General features: G+C 73.0%; 3 protein-coding genes. All 3 read right to left on the bottom strand.

Translation table 11 applies throughout. The features are described from left to right. Window positions 1–105: 105 nt before the first annotated feature. Genes OG472_RS32250 through OG472_RS32240 form a run of 3 tightly spaced genes read right to left on the bottom strand, consistent with a single transcriptional unit; the run spans window position 106 to window position 20,160 of the window. A complete protein-coding gene (locus OG472_RS32250; RefSeq protein ID WP_405832350.1) occupies window positions 106–1,308 on the bottom strand; it encodes a cytochrome P450 in 1,203 nt (400 codons plus the stop codon). Window positions 1,309–1,354: 46 nt separating this feature from the next. After that, window positions 1,355–2,587, bottom strand: a complete 1,233-nt coding sequence (locus OG472_RS32245; protein WP_401611338.1) for a cytochrome P450 — start codon at window positions 2,585–2,587, stop codon at window positions 1,355–1,357. 2 nt (window positions 2,588–2,589) lie between these two features. Next, the gene (locus tag OG472_RS32240; RefSeq protein WP_405942319.1) at window positions 2,590–20,160 is read right to left on the bottom strand and encodes an amino acid adenylation domain-containing protein; all 17,571 of its coding nucleotides are present in this window, start codon (window positions 20,158–20,160) and stop codon (window positions 2,590–2,592) included. Window positions 20,161–20,162: the final 2 nt, after the last annotated feature.

The raw sequence follows: 20,162 nt of genomic DNA, 5'->3' as shown, positions 1-20,162 counted from the left end.
GCGGTGGCCGGTGTCGTCGTGCCCAGTGGAGACCGCCCGTGAGGCATACGCCGGCGCGCCGGCCGGCGTATGCCTCACGAGGTGGTGTGGGGGGGGTACGGGGGGCTAGTTCACCCGGATCGGCAGCTTCCAGACCCCGGTGAACTCCGGGGACGTGAGGAAGGTCGGCTTGTCGTCCGGGTCCACCCGCAGCTTCGGGAAGCGGTCGAACAGGATGTTCATCGCGATCCGGCCCTCGAGCCGCGCGAGCGGGGCGCCGAGGCAGAAGTGGATGCCCCGGCCGAAGCCGATCTGCGGGTTGGGATTGCGGGCCGGGTCGAAGACGTCCGGGTTCTCGAACACCCGGGCGTCCCGGTTGGCGGCCGAGAACCAGACCTCCAGCACGTCACCCTCGGGCACCTTGACCCCGGCGATCTCCACGTCGCGCGTGGTGACCCGGTAGCCCGCGGCGAGCGGGCTCAGGTAGCGCAGCGACTCCTCCAGCAGGGTCGGCACCAGCGACCGGTCCTTCCGCACCCGTTCGTCGACGTCCGGGAAGGCGTCCAGGCACAGGATGGTGTTGCCCAGGAGCATGGTGGTGGTGATGTGGCCGGCCGAGATCAGCAGGTTGGCGAAGTTGACGATCTGCCGGTCGGTGAGCCGCTCCCCGTCGACCTCCGCCTCGACGAGCCGGGACAGGAGGTCCTCCTGCGGCTCGGCGCGGCGCTGGGTGACCAGGTCGAGGATGTAGAAGCCCATCGCCATGGCCGCTTCGGCCTGGGTGTCGAGGGACTCCTCCTGCGCCTTGTCGCCCTGGTGCGTGGTGAGCTGGGTGCTCGCCATGAGCGACTGGTCGGCCCATTCCTTGAGGAGCTCGCGGTCCTCGCGGGGGATGCCGAGCATGTCGCAGATGACGATCACGGGCAGCGGATAGGCCAGTGCCTCCGCGAGGTCGAAGGTGTCGCCCTCGACCTCGTCGAGCAGCTCGTGGGTGAGCGCGGTGATGCGCGATTCGAGCTCGGCCACCATCTTCAGGGTGAAGGTGCGGCCGACCAGCTTGCGCAGCTTCTGGTGTTCCGGCGGGTCGGCCTGGGTCAGGTTCCCGTCGAAGGCGACGGCCGCCTGTTCCGGGCTGACGTAGCGCGCGGCCACCTCGGAGGAGTACGTCGCGGGATCACTGAGGATCTCCAGCGTCTCCGGGTACCCGTAGACGTGCCACATCCCGACCTCGGGGTCGTACTCGATCGGCGCCTCGGGCTGGATCCCGCGCAGCCAGAAGTGCCGGGGATGCATCTCCCACTTGGCGAGGGGGCTGGTCGTGGTGCTCATCGGGGGTCTCCTTCGGTGGCCCGGTCGCGGGCCGCAGAGTGGCGCCTCATCGGACGAGGAGCGGGAGCTCCGAGGTCGAGATGACGTGGGGCAGCGGCAGGAAGGCCGGCGGGTTGTCCGGGTCCGTCCGCATCTTCGGGAAGCGGTCCAGCAGGATGTCCGTCGCGATCCGGCCCTCCATCCGGGCCAAGGGGGCGCCGAGGCAGAAGTGGATGCCCCGGCCGAAGCCGATGTGCGGATTGGGGTCGCGGTACGGGTCGAACAGGTGCGGGCGGGTGAACTGGCGCTCGTCCCGGTTGGCCGCCGACAGCGAGATGGCGACCAGCTGCCCCGGGTGGACCTTGACGCCGGCGAGCTCGCCCTCGGCGACGCAGGCCTTGTAGGCCGTCGCGATCGGGCTCAGGTAGCGCAGCGACTCCTCGATCAGACCGGGGGTGAGGCCGGGGTTCCCGCGGACGGCGGCCAGGTGCTCCGGGTGGGCGTCCAGGCACAGCAGGGTGTTGCCGAGCAGCGCGCTGGTGGTGGCGTGGCCCACGACGAGCAGCTCGTTGGCGAAGTTCACCACCGCGTTGTCGCTGAGCCGCTCCCCGTCGACCTCCGCCTCGACCAGCTTGGTCAGCAGGTCCTCGCGCGGCTTGAGCCGGCGCTCGGCGGCGTGCTCCCGGAGGTACTGGAACATCTCCGGGACCACGCGCATGGCGGCCTGGGCGTCGACGTCCTCGTCCAGGTCCCGGTCGCCGGAGGTGAGGGCGACCGCGCTGTGGGCCATCCGGTCGACCCACGTCTTGAACAGGTCGCGGTCGCTCTGCGGTACGCCGAGCAGCTCGGAGATGACGATGATCGGCATCGGGTAGGCGAGGTCGTCGACCATCTCGATGCTGTCCTGGCCGTCCACCGCGTCGAGCAGTTCGTGGGTGATCTCGACCATCCGCGGCTCCAGGGCCGCGACCATCCCCCGGGTGAACGCCTTGCTGATGATCTTGCGCAGCTTGGTGTGGTCCGGCGGGTCGGACTGCAGCAGGGTGCCGTCGCTGAACTCGGGGTCGATCTCCACGTCGCCCGCGATCAGTTCGGCGACGTCGCTGGAGTACGTCTTCGGATCGGCGACGACCTCCAGCACCTCCTTGTACCCGTACACGTTGACGATGCCGTAGTCGTTGACCTCGACCGGGTGCTCGGGCTTGTGGCCGCGCAGCCAGAAGAACTCCGGATTGATGCCCATGCGGTCGACGAAGGCCGCCGCTTCCTTCGCGTCCGCGCCGGCGGATGTCCCGGTCATGGTCAGTTCCCCTCAAGGTGGAGGTTGATGATGCGGGCGATCTCGGCCGCGGGCCGGGCCTTCGGCATGCCCATGTGCGTGGCGTCGATGTCGTGTTCGTGGATGGTTCCGCCGATGTGCGGGGCCCAGATCGCCGCGTAGGACTCGTCCGGGTTCTGGGTGGCGTTGAAGAACACCGCGTCGCCGTCGTAGACGGGCGAGTCCCACTCCAGCAGCATCTCGGCGTGCGACTTGAAGAGGTGGCTGCCGTTCTCCACCAGCGCCTCGCGGTCCTCGTCCACTCCGGAGCCGATGAAGAACTCCTTGAAGAACTCGCGGACCTCCGGCATGTTCACCGGGTCCTCGATGTGCCGGAACCAGCCGCTCGGCGGGCTGTCCATGAGGGCCAGCAGCGCCACCTCGTGTCCCCGCTGCTTCAGGGCCGCGGCGAGGGCGTGGGCGTAGGTGCCGCCCGTGGAGTGCCCGACGAAGTGGTACGGGCCCTCCGGCTGGACCGCCAGGATCTGCTCCAGGTAGTCGTCGAGCATCGCCTGGGTGGACTCGGCCCGGCCCCTGCCGTCGAAGCCGCGGCCCTGGATGCCGTACACGGGCCGGTCGCCGAGGAGCTGGGCGAGGCCCACGTAGGACCAGCACAGTCCGACACCCGGGTGGATGAACCACAGGGGCGGCTTCGTGCCCTCGGTGCGCATCGGCAGGACGACCGCGAACGGGTCGGCGAAGACGGGCGCCTGGGCGGTCTTGACCTGGGATTCCAGGTACTCGGCCAGCTTGGCCACCGTGGTGGCGCCGAACATCACGCGGATCGGGACCTTGGCCCCGAGGACCGCGCGGATCCGGCTGATCAGGCGGGTCAGGCGCAGCGAGTGACCGCCGAGGTCGAAGAAGTCGTCGTCGATGCCGACCTTCTCCAGTTCGAGCGCCTCGGCGAACAGCTTCGCCAGGGTGGTCTCCAGCGGGTTGCGCGGGGCACGGTAGTCCGCTCCCCCGGTGAACTCCGGGTCGGGCAGGGCCTCCCGGTCGAGCTTGCCGTTCGGGGTGAGCGGCAGCTGCTCCAGCGTGACGAAGGCCGACGGGACCATGTACTCCGGCATCCGGCTGGTGAGGTGCTTGCGCAGGGCCTCGGCCACCACGCTCTCGCCCGGTGCGGGGACGACGTAGGCGACGAGCTGCTTGTCGCCGGCCAGGTTGTCCCGGGCGGTGACCACGCCGTGGTCCACCGTCGGGTGGGCCGCCAGCGCGGACTCGATCTCGCCGAGCTCGATGCGGAAGCCGCGGATCTTGATCTGGTTGTCCGTGCGTCCGCGGAACACCAGCTCGCCGTCCCGGGTCCACTCGACCAGGTCGCCGGTGCGGTACATCCGCTCGCCGGGCTCGCCGAACGGGCAGGCCACGTACCGCTGGGCGGTCAGCTCGGACCGGCCGACGTAGCCGCGGGTCAGGCCCGCGCCGGCGATGTAGAGCTCACCGGGCACGCCCGGCAGGACCGGCCGCAGTGCGGCGTCCAGCACGTACACCCGGGTGTTGCGGATGGGGCGGCCGATCGACACGGTGCCCTCGGCGGTGAGCTCGCTCACCGTCGCGCCGATGGTGGTCTCGGTCGGGCCGTAGCCGTTGAACATCCGGCGTCCGGCGGACCAGGTGGCCACCAGCTCCGGCGAGGTGGCCTCGCCGGCCACCATCAGGGAGGCGACGGTGGACAGCGAGCCCGCCGGCATGGCGGCCAGGACCGTCGGCGTCAGGATCGCGTGGGTCACCCCGTACGTGTCGGCGGTCTCGGCGAGCGGGGCCCCCGGCGTGAGCCGGTCCGGGTCCGCCATGACCAGGGCGCCCCCGGCGAACAGGGACATGCACATCTCGGCGACGGAGATGTCGAAGCTCGGCGAGGCGAACTGCAGGACCCGGCTCCCGGCGGTGATGCCGAGCAGCTCCGTCACCTCCGCGACCATGTTGGCGAAGCCGGTGTGCGTGACGGCCACGCCCTTCGGCCGGCCCGTGGATCCCGAGGTGTAGATGACGTAGGCGGTGTTGGCCACCGCGAGCGGGCTCAGCCGCTGCGCGTCGGTCAGCACGGCGTCGTCCGTCCCGGCCAGGGACTCCGCGAACTCCGGGGCGTCCAGGACCAGCAGTTGCGAGGGCAGGTCGGGCAGCCGGTCCGCCGTGGCCCCGTCGGTCAGGATCAGCCCGATCGCCGAGTCCTCGACCATGTACGTGAGCCGGTCGGCCGGGTAGGCCGGGTCGAGCGGCAGGTAGGCGCCGCCCGCCTTCGTCACGGCGAGGACCGCGACCGGCCACTGCGGCGAGCGCCGCAGGGCCACGCCCACGACCGTCTCCGGTCCGACACCGCGCTCGACGAGGGCCCGCGCCAGCCGGTTGGCCCGCGCGTCCAGTTCCCCGTAGGTCACCTCCTCGTCCTCGAAGAGCACCGCGATCTCGTCCGGCGCCTCGGCGGCCTTCCGCTCGAACAGGGTGGGCAGCGTGAGGGCCGGGGTCTCGGTCGCCGTCTGGTTGAAGGCGAGGAGGATCCGGTCGCGCTCGGCCTCGTGGAGCACGTCCAGCGCGCCCACCGGGATCTGCGGGTCGGCGATCAGCTGCCGCAGGATGTGCAGCACCCGCTCGGCGATCCGCTCCACCGTCTCCGCGCTGATGGCCTGCCGCTGGTACTGCAGGATCATGCGCAGGTAAGGCTCGGCGTCGGCCGCCAGACCCACCAGGTAGGCGGCGCCGGCGGACGGGCGGATGCCGGTGAACGAGACGCCCGCCGCGGTGTTGGCCGCGCCCAGGGCCTCTTTGTCGACCGGGAAGGACTGGAACAGCACGATCGTGTTGAAGAGTTCCTTCAGGCCGGCCTCCCGCTGGATGCGGTGCAGCCCGAAGTGGTGGTGGTCCAGCAGCGCGGTCTGCCGCTCCTGGAGGTTCTTCAACACCTGGCCGAGGGTGTCGCTCGGCGCGTACTCGGCCCGGATGGGAAGGGAGTTGACGAACAGACCCACCATCTGGTCGACGCCGGGCACCTCCGCCGGACGGCCGGAGACCGTGGTTCCGAAGATCACGTCCCGCTTTCCGGTGAGCTGGCCGAGCATCAGCGCCCACACGCCCTGGACCAGGGTGCCCATCGACACGCCCAGTTCGGCGGCGCGCTTCTTGAGCGCACGGGCCTCGTCCAGCGGCAGCGGGACGTCGACCTGTCCGACGCGGGCGTCGTCGCCCGCGTCCTGCGGGGTCTCGGCGGCGAGCAGGGTGGCTTCGCCGACCCCCTCCATCTCCTTGGCCCAGGCCGCGGCGGCCGCCTTGTCGTCCCGCCGGGACAGCCAGCGCAGGAACTCCCGGTACTCGGGCACGCGCGGCTGCTCGGAGGCGTCGCCCTCGGATGCGTACAGGTACGCGAGGTCCCGTACGAGCAGGGGGAACGACCATCCGTCGAAGAGCGCGTGGTGCACCGTGAGTACCAGCTCGGAGGTCTCCTCCGCCAGCTGGACCAGCGAGGCCCGCAGCATCGGCGGCTTCGCCGGGTCGAACTGCGCGTAGTGGTCCTCGGCGAGGATCCGCTCCAGCCCCTCCTCGCGGCCCGCTTCGTCGAGCCCCCGGAGGTCGGCGACCCGCCAGGGCAGTTCGACCTCGTCGAGGACGAGCTGGGTGAGGTCGCCGCTCGCGTCGGTGACGAAGGCGGTGCGCAGGTTGGCGTACCGGTCGAGGAGCGCCTGCGCCGCGACCCGCATCCGGGCCGGGTCGACCCGGCCCTGGACGTGGAAGGCCACCTGCACGATGTGCGGGTCGAAGGCGTCCTCCTCCAGGCGCATGGTCTCGAAGAGCAGACCGAACTGCAGGGGGGTCAGCGGCCAGACGTCGGCCAGACCCGGGTACTGCGCCTCCCAGTTCTCGATCTCGCCCTGGGTCATGCGGACCAGCGGCACGTCCGAGGGGGTCAGGCCGCCGGCGCCGGGGGTGGCGACGTGGTGGGCGAAGCCCTCCAGGGCGCGCACCCACAGGTCGGCGAGTGCCTGGACCTCGGCCTGCGCGAGCACTCCGGCCGGGTAGGAGACCCGGGCGTGGAAGCGCGGGCCCCTCTCGGTGTCGGTGACGTAGGCGCTGATCTCGACCGTGGAGAGCGCGGGCATGTCCGCGTCCAGGTCCGCGGCGAGGCCGAGCGCGTCGGCGGCCAGGTTCCAGCCGGCGCCCCGCTGCCCGTCGGCGGTGTCGCCGGCGGCGACCCGTCCCAGGTAGTTGAACGAGATCTGGGGGGTGGCCCGCCAGTCGAGTTCGGCGGCGGTGGACGGGTTGAGGTACCGCAGGAGGCCGAAGCCGACGCCCTTGTCGGGGATGGCCAGGAGCTGTTCCTTCACGGCCTTGAGCACGCCGCCCGCGGCGGCGCCGCCGGCGAGTGCCTCCTGTACGTCGTGCCCGCCGAGGTCGAGCCGCACGGGGAACATGCTGGTGAACCAGCCGACCGTGCGGGAGAGGTCGGCGCCGGGCACGACCTGCTCCTCGCGGCCGTGTCCTTCGAGCCGGATCAGCGTCGAGGACTCCTCGACGCCCCGGTCCGCGCGCCACTGCGTCACCGCGAGCGCGAGGGCGGCCAGGAGGCCGTCGTTGACGCCGCCGTGGAAGGCGGTGGGGACCGCGGTCAGGAGCGCCTCGGTGACCTGCTCCGGCAGCTCCAGGGAGACCGTCTCCACCGTGGACATGACGTCCACCGCGGGGTTCAGGGCCCGCGAGCCGAGGACCGGGTCGTTGCAGTCCAGCAGCTCGGACCACTGCGCCAGTTCGGCGATGCGGTCCGGGTCGGACGCCTCGTCGAGCAGGGCGTGCGCCCAGCGGCGGGCCGAGGTGCCGGTCGCGGGCAGGCTCGGGGCGGAGCCCGCGCCGATCTGCTCCCAGGCCGTGGCGAGGTCCGGGAGCAGGATGCGCCAGGACACTCCGTCGACGACGAGGTGGTGCAGGACCACCAGCAGCCGGCCGGCGCCCTGCTCCGGGGCGAACCAGACGAACTGGGCCATGGTGCCGGCGGCCGGGTCGAGCCGGCCGGTGGCGGCGTCGAGTTCGGCCCGGGCCGTCTCCAGCCAGGCCTCGTCCCAGGTGCCGGCGCAGTCCACCCGCCGTACCAGTGCGGCCGCGTCGACCGTGCCGGGGGCGGCGATCTCCAGGCTGCCGCCGCCGTCGAGGACGAGACGGGAGCGCAGGATGTCGTGGTGGTCGAGCACGGAGGTCAGGACCGCGGTCAGCCCGTCCTCGTCGATGTCCTGGGGCAGTTCGAGCGCCGCGGACATCGAGAACCGGTTGAAGCTGCTGCCCAGTTCGAGCATGTACTGGGCGATCGGGGGCAGTGGCATGACGCCGGTGCCGCCGCCTTCCAGCTCGGCCAGGACCGGACCGAGGTTCTGGCTGCCGGCGGCCGTGGCCAGCTCGGCGACCGTCCGCAGCTCGAAGATCTGCCGCGGGTTGACGACGACGCCCTGTGCCTTGGCGCGGGAGACGATCTGGATGGACCGGATGCTGTCGCCGCCGATGGCGAAGAAGTCGTCGTCGATGCCGACCCGTTCCAGGCCGAGCACCTCGGAGTAGACCCCCGCCAGCACCTCCTCGGTGCGGTTGCGAGGGGCGCGGTAGCTCTCGCCGGCGAAGTCCGGCTCGGGCAGGGCCGCTCGGTCCAGCTTGCCGTTGGGGGCCAGCGGCAGCCGGTCCAGCGGCACGAGCACCGCCGGCACCATGAACTCGGGCAGCCGGCCGGAGATGAAGCGGCGCAGCTCCCGCATGGTGATGCCGGAGGTCATGTCGGCCTCGAACCGGCCCTGCGCGTCCACCTGGCCGCCGGAGTCCGGGGAGCTGACCACGTAGCCGACCAGGCGCTTGGCCCCGTCGGGGGCGCTCTGGCCGGTCACCACGGCGTGTTCCACGCCGGGGTGGGCCGTCAGCGCCGCCTCGATCTCACCGGGCTCGATGCGGAACCCGCGGATCTTGAGCTGGGCGTCGCCCCGTCCGACGTACTCCAGCTGCCCGTCGGCCCGCCGGCGGGCCAGGTCGCCGGTGCGGTACATCCGTGATCCGGGCGCACCGTACGGGTCGGCGACGAAGCGTTCGGCGGTCAGCGCGGCGCGGCCGTGGTAGCCGCGGGACAGGTTGCCCGCCACGTAGAGCTCGCCCACGGCGCCCATGGGCACCGGCTGCAGGCCGGCTCCCAGGACGTACGTGCGCATGTTGCCCAGGGGTGCGCCGATCGGGGCGGTGTGCGCGGCGTCCCAGTCCTCGTCGCCCGGCAGCGCGAAGGTGGTGGCGTAGAAGCTCTCCGTCTGGCCGTAGGCGTTGACCACCCGGATGCCCGGGACGGCCTCGCGGACCCGGCGGACCAGGGAGGCGGGCAGCGCCTCGCCCGCGAACACCACGGCGTCCGCGGTGATCTTGCCGTCGACCTGGTCGAGGAGTTCGGCGAAGACCGAGGGGACCGTGCTGATCACGCCGCCGGTCCAGCCGCCCTGCTCGCCGATGACCAGGACGTCGCGGGCCAGCTCGACCGTGCCGCCCGCCGCCAGCGTGGTGAAGACCTCGAAGACGGAGACGTCGAAGTTGACGGAGGCGCCGGCGAGCGTACGGGTGCCGGAGTCCACGCCGATCGTGGACGCGAGCCGCAGCACGCCGTTGACCACGTTGGCGTGGGTGACGGTCACGCCCTTGGGCACGCCCGTCGAGCCGGAGGTGTACATCACGTACGCCGCGTGGCCGGGCAGCAGGCCCGACGGCGGCGCCGTGTCGCCGGAGCCGCCCGCGGAGCCGCCGAGGGCCAGGTCGCCGAGGTACAGGCGGGTGATCCCGGACTCCGGCAGGACACCGGCGGTGGCCGCGTCCGTGAGCAGCAGCCTCGGCTGGGCGTCGGACAGGATGTGCTCCAGGCGCCGGCTCGGGTACTTCGGGTCGATCGGCAGGTACGCGCCGCCCGCCTTCAGTACGCCGAGCAGGGCCGCGACCAGGTCCGCCGACCGCGGCAGGGCGACGCCCACCACCGTCTCCGGGCCCACGCCGTGTCCGGCCAGCTGGCGGGCCAGCCGGTTCGCCCGCTCGTCCAGTTCGCGGTAGGTCAGCGACTCCTCGCCGCAGACCAGCGCGACCGCGTCGGGCCGCTCCGCGACCTGGAGCTCGAACAGCCCGGGCACGGTCACCTCGGGGGTCGGCTCCTGCGTGGCGTTGAAGCCCTGCAGCACCAGCTCGCGTTCGGCCGGCCGCACCAGCTCGACCGTGGACACCCGCTGTTCCGGGGCGGCGGCCAGCAGGCCCACCACCCGTACGAAGCGGTCGGCGACGGCCTGGGCCGTCTCCCGGTCGAAGAGGTCGGTGGCGTACTCCAGGAGACCCACCACACCCATGCCGGGCAGGTCGGCCATGTTGAAGAACAGGTCGAACTTGGCGGTCTCGGTGCGGACCCGCTCGAACTCCACCTGCAGACCCGGCAGGGCGAAGTCCTTCCGGGCGAAGTTCTGCCAGGCGAACATCACCTGGAACAGCGGGGAGTAGGCGGTGGACCGCTCCGGGTTCAGCACCTCCACCAGCCGCTCGAAGGGGACGTCCTGGTTGTCGTACGCGGCCAGGGACTTGCCCCGGACGCGCTCCAGCAGCTCCGTGAAGGCGGGGTTGCCCGACAGGTCGACGCGCAGCACCCAGGTGTTGACGAAGAAGCCGACCAGTTCGGCGAGGGCCTCGTCGGTGCGGTTGGCGATCGGGGAGCCGATCGTCAGGTCGTCGCCGCCGCCGAGCCCGTGCAGCAGCACGGCCAGGGCGGACTGGAGCACCATCGAGGAGGTCGCACCGTGCCGGCGCGCCAGCTCCTCGACCGCGGCCGCGACCTCGGGGGCCAGGGCGAACTCCACGGCGTCGCCGCGGTGGGAGGCCTTGGCCGGGCGCGGGCGGTCGGAGGCGAGCTGCAGCGGCTGCGGCACACCCGCCAGCTCTCCGCGCCAGTAGCCCACCTGTGCGGCGAGCGCGCTGGCCGGGTCCTCCTCGTCGCCGAGCACCTCGCGCTGCCACAGCGTGTAGTCGACGTACTGGACCGGGAGCTCCGCCCACTGCGGGGCCCCGCCCTCCTTGCGGGCCGCGTAGGCGGTGGCGAGGTCGCGGGCCAGCGGCGCCATGGAGGAGCCGTCGCTCGCGATGTGGTGGATCAGCAGGACGAGGACGTGCTCCTGCGCACCGAGCCGGAGCACGGGGGCCCGTACGGGGATCTCCGTGGCCAGGTCGAAGAGGTACGCCGAGGCCTCGGCCATGGCGTCGGCCAGACCGCCGCGGGCCACCTCCACGAGCGGGACCTGCAGCTGGGCCTCGTCGGCCGGCAGCACGTGCTGGGCCGGGACGCCGTCGGCGTCCTCGACGATCAGCGTGCGCAGGCTCTCGTGGCGGGCCACGACGTCGCGCAGCGCGGCCTGGAGCGCCGGCAGGTCCAGCTCGCCGGTCAGGCGGAGCGGGAAGGGCGCGTTGTAGGTGGCCGAGGGACCCTCGAAGCGGTCGATGAACCACAGGCGGCGCTGGGCGAACGACAGCGGTACGGAGTCCGGGCGCTCGGCGGTGCGCCGCAGCGGCGGCCGGACCGGCGCTCCGGCGGCCAGGTGCTCGACCAGCTCCACGACCGTGGGCGCCTCGAACACGACCCGGATGGGCAGTTCGACGTCGAGGACCTGGCGGATCCGGCTGACCAGGCGGGTGGCGAGCAGGGAGTGCCCGCCCAGGGCGAAGAAGTCGTCGTCGATGCCGACCCGGTCCAGGCCGAGCACCGCGGCGAACAGGCCGCACAGGACCTCTTCCTGCGGGGTGCGCGGAGCCCGGCCGGTGGCCGCCGCCGCGAAGTCCGGGGCGGGCAGGGCCCGCTGGTCCAGCTTCCCGTTGGGGGTCAGCGGCACCTCGGCGATGGCGACGACGGTGGACGGCACCAGGTGGTCGGGCAGCCGGTCCTTCAGGTAGCCGCGCAGGGCGCCCACCAGGGTGCCGATCCGGCCCGCGGCGGCCGGCTCGTTGGCCAGCGTCCGGTCGGCCCGGCCCGACGGCGTGAAGCCGCCGGTCAGCACCTGGTCGGTGACGGGCCCGGCCGGGAAGAAGACCGCGTCGAAGCATTCGGCCGCGGCGGCCGACCAGGTGAGGAGCACGCCCCAGCCGCGCTCGGCGGCCCACTCCCGCAGGTCCTGCGGGTCGAGCACCGGGCCGGAGGCGGCGGGGGCGGAGATCACTCCCACGGCCGCGGCGGACTCGACCTCGTCGGCGAGCCGCGCGTTGGGGATGCGGGTGACGCGTACGGGCTGCTCCCCGCCCGCGCGGACGAAGTCCTCGAGGCCGAAGAGGTCGTCGACCTGGCGGCCCCACTGCCGGGCCGGCACCTCGCTCAGCGGGAGCGCGGCCACGGGGGCCTTGTGCAGCAGCACCTCGTAGCGGTGGCGGGTCAGCTCGTTGTGCGGACGGCCGGCCTTGAGCCGGATGTCCACGCCGCCCGCGCCGTGCCGCTCGGCCCACCGGGTGAACCACTCGGGGTCGAGGACGAGTTCCTTCTCCATCAGGATGGCGCGGGCGACGGCGGCGCGGCTCACCGAGGCGGAGGCCTCGGGGTGCAGCGCGCGCTGTACGCCGGAGCGGAAGAGGCGCAGGGTGGCGGCGTTGCGGACGTCGCCGACGAGGATCCGGCCGCCGGGGGCCAGCAGTTCCATCGCGTTGGCCAGGACCAGGTCCATGTACTCCGCGTCGGGGAAGTACTGCACGACGGAGTTGATGACCACGAGGTCGAAGTGCTCGCGCGGCAGGCCCGAGATGTCGTCGCCGTTCTGGTGCCGCAGGTGCACCCGGTCGCCGAAGCCGGTCTGCGCCACCTGCACGAGCAGCCGGTCGATCACCGCGGCCGACATGTCGGTGCCCCAGTACTCCTCGACCTGCCCGAGGGTCTGCGACATCAGCAGGCCGGTGCCGACGCCGATCTCCATCACGCGGCGCGGCGACCAGTTGGTGATCTGCTCCACCGCGGCGTCGCGCCACACCGCCATCTCGTCCAGCGCGATCGGCTGTCCGCCGGTGTAGCTGGAGTTCCAGCCGGTGAAGTCCTCGCCCCAGGCGGCGTCGGAGACGGCGTAGAGGTCGTCGTAGATCTCCTCCCACTCGTCGACCTGCTCGGCGGCGCCGGAGGTGTCGGAGCCGTCCACGCGCGGGACCACGTAGCCGACCAGACGGCGTTCGCCGGCCCGGTCCTCGTTCCACGTGACCACGGCCTGGGCGACGCCGGGGTGGGCGGCCAGGGCGGCCTCTACCTCGGCGGGCTCGATGCGGAAGCCGCGGATCTTGACCTGGGTGTCCACGCGGCCCTGGAAGACGAGTTCGCCGTCCGGGGTCCAGGCCACCACGTCGCCGGTGCGGTACATCCGCTCGCCGGGGCCGCCGAAGGGCGAGGCCACGAAGCGCTCGGAGGTCAGCGCGGACCGGTGGGCGTAGCCGCGGGCCAGGCCCGCACCCGCGATGTAGAGCTCGCCGGCCACACCGGGGAGGGTGGGGCGCAGGCCCGCGTCGAGGACGTAGACCCGCATGTTGTCCATCGGGCGGCCGATGGGGATCGGCTCGCCGACCCGCTCCGGGTCGGGCATCGGGTGGGTGGTGGCGAAGGTGGTGGTCTCGGTCGGGCCGTAGCCGTCGACGACCTTGAGGCCGGGGCAGGCCCGCAGGGCGCGGGTGACCGAGGCCGGGGAGACGACGTCGCCGCCGGTCCACACCTCACGGACCCCGGTGAAGCACTCCGGGTTCTCGTCGGCGATCACCTTGAACAGACCGGCGGTCAGCCACAGCGCGGTGACCCGCTGCTCGGTGATGACCGCGGCGAGCGCGCCGGCGTCCAGCTTGCCGACGGGCGCCACCACCGCGGTGCCGCCGCCCAGCAGGGGGACCCACAGCTCGTAGGTGGAGGCGTCGAAGGACTGGGCGGAGTGGACGAGGACCCGCTCGTGGGCGCCGCCGCGGTACCGGCGGTCCAGCGCCAGGCCGGACACGGCCCGGTGCGTGACGCCGACGCCCTTGGGGACGCCGGTCGAGCCGGAGGTGTACATGACGTACGCGAGCTGGTCGACACGCCCGTGGGCGGCGGCCGGCAGGGCGTCGGCGGGGGCCGCGGCGACGGCCGGGGCGGTGTCCGCGTCGTCCAGGACCACGTACGGGCAGGGGCCGGCCGACAGCCCGGCGACGATCTCGGAGTCGGTCAGGAGCAGGGTCGGCGCGGCGTCGTCCAGCATGAACCCGATGCGCTCGGCCGGGTACTCCGGGTCCACCGGAAGGTAGGCGCCGCCGGCCTTCAGGACGGCGAGGAGGGCCACGACGAGCTCCGTCGAGCGGGGCAGGGCCACGCCCACGACGGACTCCTGGCCGACGCCGCGCGCGGCGAGCACGTGGGCCAGCCGGTTGGCCCGGGCGTCCAGTTCGCGGTAGGTCAGGCTCTGGCCGCCGAAGGCGACGGCGGTCGCCTCCGGTGTCGCGGCGGCCTGCTCCTCGAACAGGGACGGGACGGTCTTCCCGGGGGCGGGCACGGCCGTGTCGTTGAACTCGCCCAGGAGCCGCTCGCGTTCGGCGGGCTCCAGGACGTGCACCGCGCCGACCCGGGCGTCCGGGTCCGACACGAGCTGCTGGAGGATCCGTGCGAACCGGGCGGCGATGCCCTCGACGGTCTCCGGGTCGAAGAGGTGGTGCTGGTACTGGAGCGCCACCCGCAGGTGCGGGTCGGCGAAGGCCATCACGACCAGCGGGTAGTGCGCGCCGCTGAGCGGGCTGATGCCGGTGATCGAGATGCCCGCGGCCGAGTTCGCCTCGTTGATGGCGACGCCGTCGATCGGGTACGACTCGAAGCCCACGAGGGTGTCGAAGAGTACGTTCAGCCCGATCGAGCGGTGGATGTCGAGCAGCCCGTGGTGGTGGTGGTCGAGCAGGGCGCTCTGCCGGTTCTGCAGGTCGCGCAGCAGCTCGCCCAGGGTGGCGCCGGGGCCGCACTCCACCCGGACGGGCAGGGTGTTGATGAACAGGCCGACCATCGAGTCCACGCCGGGGACGACGGGCGGGCGGCCGGAGACGGTGGCGCCGAACACCACGTCCTGGCGGCCGGTGAGCCCGGCGAGCACGAGCGCCCAGGTGCCCTGGACCAGGGTGTTGAGGGTGAGGCCCAGTTCGGCGGCGCGCCGGCCCAGGTCGCGGGCGGCGTCCGCGGAGAGCGGGATGTCGATCTGGCCGATGCCGGCCGGGTCGGCCGCGGCGGCGGACTCGGGGGCGATCAGGGTCGGTGACTCGACTCCGGCGAGCTCCGCGGCCCAGGCGCGGGCCGAGGCCTCGCGGTCCTGGCCCGCCTGCCACACCAGGAAGTCGCGGTAGCCGGGCACCCGCGGCAGCGCGGAGGCGTCGCCCCCGGAGCCGTAGAGCCGCAGCAGGTCCTGCATGAGGACGGGGATCGACCAGCCGTCGAAGAGGACGTGGTGGGCGGTGAAGACCAGCTCCCAGCGGTCGGGGGCCAGCATGACGAGGGACATCCGCACGAGCGGGGCCCGGCTCAGGTCGAAGTGGGAGTCGTGGTCTTCGGCCAGGAAGCGCTTCAGCGCCTCCTCGCGGCCCTCCTCGCCGAACCCGCTGAGGTCGAGGTACTGCCAGGGCAGCTCCACGCGGTCGCGTACGACCTGCACCCGGTCCCCGGCCGCGTCGAACACGAACGCGGCGCGCAGGTTGGCGTACCGGTCGAGCAGCGCCTGGCCGGCGGCCCGCATCCGGGCCGGCTCGACCTCGCCGGCGAGGTGGAAGACCAGCTGCATCTGGTACGCGTCGAAGGTGGAGCCGGCCAGCTGGGCGTGGAAGAGCAGGCCGTCCTGCATCGTGGTCAGCGGCCAGACGTCCGCCAGGCCGGGGTAGCGCTCCTCCCAGGCCTCGATCTCGCCCTGGGTCGCCCGGACCAGCGGCACGTCCGAGGGGGTGAGCCCGCCCGCGGCGGGCTCGGCGGCGTGCCGGGCCAGGGCCTGGAGGGCAGTGCTCCACAGCTCGGCGAGCTCCTCGACGTCCTCCGCCGAGAGCAGGCCCGAGGGGAAGGCGAGCCGCGCGGTGAGCTGAGGGCCCTGCTCGGTGTCGGTGACGAGCGCGCCGACGTCCAGCGTCGAGAGGGCGGGCATCCGCCCGTCGGGGTGCGCGATCAGCTCGGTGGTGCCCTCGGCGAGGGTCCAGCCCAGGCCGCGCAGGTGCTCGGGCACGTCGGCGGAGGACGAGAAGCGGCCCAGGTAGTTGAAGCCGATCTGGCCGGTCGGGTACCGGCGCAGCACCTCGGCGGTCTGCGGGTTCAGGTGGCGCAGCAGGCCGTAGCCCACGCCCTTGTCCGGGAGGGACAGGAGCTGCTCCTTGACCGCCTTGACGGCGGAGCCGGCGGCGGCGCCGCCCGCGAACGCCTCGTCGAGGTCGATCCCGGCGAGGTCGAGGCGGACGGGGAACATGGTGGTGAACCAGCCCACCGTGCGCGACAGGTCGGCGCCCGGGACGACGTCCTCCTCGCGGCCGTGTCCCTCGACCCGGATCAGGGCGGAGGACTCGTCGATGCCGCGGGCCCGGCGCCAGCGGGCGACGGCCAGGGTCAGCGCCGCGAGCAGGCCGTCGTTGACACCGCCGTGGAAGCGGGCCGGCAGGGTGGTGAGCAGGGTCTCGGTGACCGGCACGGAGAGCTTGAGCCAGGTGTGGTCCACCGTGGACATCACGTCGACGGCGGGGTCCAGGGCCCGCGATCCCAGGAGCGGGTCGGGGCCGGCCACGACCGAGCGCCACAGGGCGAGTTCGGCGACGCGCCCGGGCGAGGACGCCTCCTCGGCCAGGGCGTGGGCCCAGCGGCGGACCGAGGTGCCCACCTCGGGCAGCTCGGGGGTGCGGCCCTCGCGGACCTGCTCCCAGGCGGCGGCGAGGTCCGGCAGCAGGATGCGCCAGGACACGCCGTCGACGACGAAGTGGTGCAGGACCAGCAGCAGCCGGCCGGCGCCCTCCTGCGGGGCGAACCAGACGAACTGCGCCATGACGCCGGCCGCGGCGTCCAGCCGCCCGGTGGCGGCGTCCAGTTCGGCGGTGGCCGCCTCGAACCACTGCTCGTCCCAGCGGCCGTCGCACTCGACGCGGCGGATCAGGGCGTCCGCGTCGACCGAGCCGGGCGCGCCGGCCTCCAGGCCCGCGCGGCCCGCGCCGTCGCCGTCATCGCCGGTGACCAGGCGGGAGCGCAGGACGTCGTGGCGGTCCAGCACCGCGCCGAGGGTGGCGGCGAGGGCGGCCCGGTCGATGCCCTCGGGCAGCTCGACGGCCATGGACATCGCGAACCGGTCGGTTCCCTCGCCGAGTTCCAGCAGGTACTCGCCGATGGGCAGCAGCGGCATCCGGCCGGCGCCGCCGCCCTCCAGCTCCGCCAGCACCGGGCCGGTGCCGGCCGCGACCCCGACGACCGCGACCGCGGCCAGTTCGGCGACGGTGCGGTGGTCGAATATCTGGCGCGGGCTGACCTCCACGCCGCCGCTGCGGGCGCGGGAGACGACCTGGATGGAGCGGATGGAGTCGCCGCCGATGGCGAAGAAGTCGTCGTCGATGCCGACCCGGTCGAGGCCGAGCACCTCGGCGTAGACCGCGGCGAGGACCTCTTCCGCGGCGTTGCGCGGGGCGCGGTACTCGCCGCCGCTGAAGTCGGGCTCGGGCAGCGCCGCCAGGTCGAGCTTGCCGTTGGCGGTCAGCGGCAGCCGGCCGACCATGACGAAGACGGACGGGACCATGAACTCGGGCAGCCGGCCCGCGGCGAAGCGCCGGAGCTCGCGCACGGACACGCTGGTGGTCAGGTCGACGTCGAGGTCGCCGAGGCTGGCGACGGTGCCGAAGCCGCTCTGGTCGGCCTCCAGCGGCACCACGTGGCAGACGAGCTGCTTGCTGCCGCGGCCCTCGCGGATGGTGACCACGGCCTGGGCCACGCCCGGGTGGGCGGTCAGGACGGCCTCGATCTCACCGGGCTCGATGCGGAACCCGCGCACCTTCATCTGCGCGTCGTCGCGGCCCGCGTACTCCAGCTGTCCGGCGGCGTTCCAGCGCGCCAGGTCTCCGGTGCGGTACATGCGCGAGCCGGCCGGCCCGAAGGGGTCGGCGACGAAGCGGTCGGCGGTCAGCCCGGTGCGGCCGAAGTAGCCGCGGCCGATCTCCCCGGCGACGTACAGCTCGCCCACCACGCCGACCGGCACGGGCCGCAGGCCGGGGCCGAGCACGTAGGTGCGGACGTTGCCGAGCGGGGCGCCGATGGGGGCGCTGCCGGAGCCGTCCCATTCCTGGTCGGCGGGCAGCGCGTAGGTGGTGGCGTAGAAGGACTCGCTCTGGCCGTAGGCGTTGACGACGCGGACCCCGGGGATCGCCTCGCGGACCCGCTGGACCAGTGCGGCGGGCAGGGCCTCGCCGGCGAAGACCACGGTGTCGACGCTGATGTTCCCGTTGACCTGTCCCAGCAGTTCTGCGAAGACGGACGGGACGGTGCTGATCACGCCGCCGCTCCAGCCGCCGCGCTCACCGATCACCAGTGCGTCACGCACCAGTTCGACGGTGCCGCCGGAGCAGAGGGTGGCGAAGAGCTCGAAGACGGAGACGTCGAAGTTGACCGAGGTGCCGGCGAGCACGCGCGTGTCCGCGCCGACGCCGATCGCCGAGGCCAGCCCCAGCACGTCGTTCACCACGTTGGCGTGGGTGATCGCCACGCCCTTGGGCGTGCCCGTGGAGCCGGAGGTGTACATGACGTACGCGACCTGGCCCGGGCGTGCGGTGACCGGGGCGGCCGCCGCGTCCCCCGGCGCACCGAAGTCGATGTCGCCCAGGAAGAGCTGCGGCACCTGCGTCTTCGGCAGTACGCCGACGGTCTGCTCGTCGGTGAGGATCAGCCCGGGGGCCGCGTCCTCCAGGATGAAGTCGAGCCGCCGGCTCGGGTATCTCGGATCGATCGGCAGGTACGCGCCGCCGGCCTTGAGCACGCCGAGCAGCCCGGCGACCAGGTCCGCCGTGCGCGGGAGGGCCACGCCCACGAGCGTCTCGGCGCCCACGCCGCGCGCGGTCAGCTCCTGCGCCACGCGGGAGGCCCGCGCGTCGAGTTCGCGGTAGGTGAGGACCTCGTCCCCGGCCTCCAGGGCGACCGCGTCCGGGGTCGCCGCGGCCTGCCGCTCGAAGAGCTCGGCGACCGTCACCTCGGGCAGGGCCACCGCGGTGTCGTTGAACACCCGCACCACGGTGTCCAGTTCGGCGCCGTCCAGTACGGGCGCCAGGGCGACCGGCCGGTCCGGGCGGGCGACGACCTCGCGGATGACCCGCAGGTAGCGGTCGACGACGGACTGCGCCGTGGAGCGGTCGAAGAGGTCGGTCGCGTATTCGAGGTAGCAGAGCATGCCCGGACCGTCCGGGTCCGAGAAGTAGTTGAACTCCAGGTCGAACTTGGCCGTCGGGGTGGCGAGCACCTCGAAGCGGGCCCGCTCCAGGCCCGGCAGGTCCAGCTCGATCCAGGCGTCGTTCTCCCAGGTGAACATGACCTGGAACAGCGGGTGGTAGGCGGTGGACCGCTCCGGGTTCAGGACCTCGACCAGGTGCTCGAAGGGGGCGTCCTGGTTGTCGTACGCGGTCAGCGCCTTCTGCCGGACCTGCTCCAGCACCCGGTCGAAGGTGGGCGCGCCGGAGAGGTCCGTGCGCAGCACCCAGGTGTTCACGAAGAAGCCGACCAGGGCGGCGAGTTCGTCGTCGGTGCGGCCCGCGACGGTGGAGCCGATGGCGATGTCGTGGCCGGCGCCGAGGTGCTGGAGCACCACGGCGAGGGCGGCCTGGAGCACCATCGGGACGGTCATGTCCCGCTCGCGGCCCAGGGTTTCGACGGCCGCCAGCAGTTCGGCGTCGATCGGGAAGCCGACCGTGTCGCCGCGGTGGCTGGCCACCGGCGGGCGCGGGCGGTCCGAGGACAGGCGCAGCGGAGTCGGCACGCCCTGCAGCTCGCCCTGCCAGTAGGCGACCTGCGTGGAGACCACGCTGTGGGGGTCGTTCTCGTCGCCGAGCAGCTCGCGCTGCCACAGCGTGTAGTCGACGTACTGCACCGGCAGGTCCGCCCACTGCGGGGCCCCGCCCCGCAGCCGCGCGGTGTACGCGGTGGCCAGGTCACGGGAGAGCGGCTCCATCGACTCGCCGTCGCTGGCGATGTGGTGGACCAGCAGGAGCAGGACGTGCTCCCGCTCGCCGGAGCGCAGCAGGGTGGCGCGGACCGGGATCTCCGCCGACAGGTCGAAGGTGTACTGCGCCGCCTGGAACACGGCCTCGTCCACCGCTTCGGGCGCCACCTCGACGAGCGGCACGTCGAGCAGCGCCTCGGCCACCGGCAGCACCTGCTGCGAGGGCACGCCCTGCTCGTTCATCACGATGAGCGTGCGGAGGCTCTCGTGCCGTGCCACGACATCGCGCACCGCGGACTGCAGGGCGGTCCGGTCCAGCTCGCCGGTCAACCGCACGAGGAAGGGGACGTTATACGTCGCCGACGGTCCCTCGAATCGGTCGATGAACCACAACCGACGCTGTGCGAACGACAACG

The sequence above is a fragment of the Streptomyces sp. NBC_00207 genome (assembly GCF_045160965.1).
Classification (GTDB): domain Bacteria; phylum Actinomycetota; class Actinomycetes; order Streptomycetales; family Streptomycetaceae; genus Streptomyces.
This window is presented reverse-complemented; position numbering and strand designations above follow the sequence as displayed.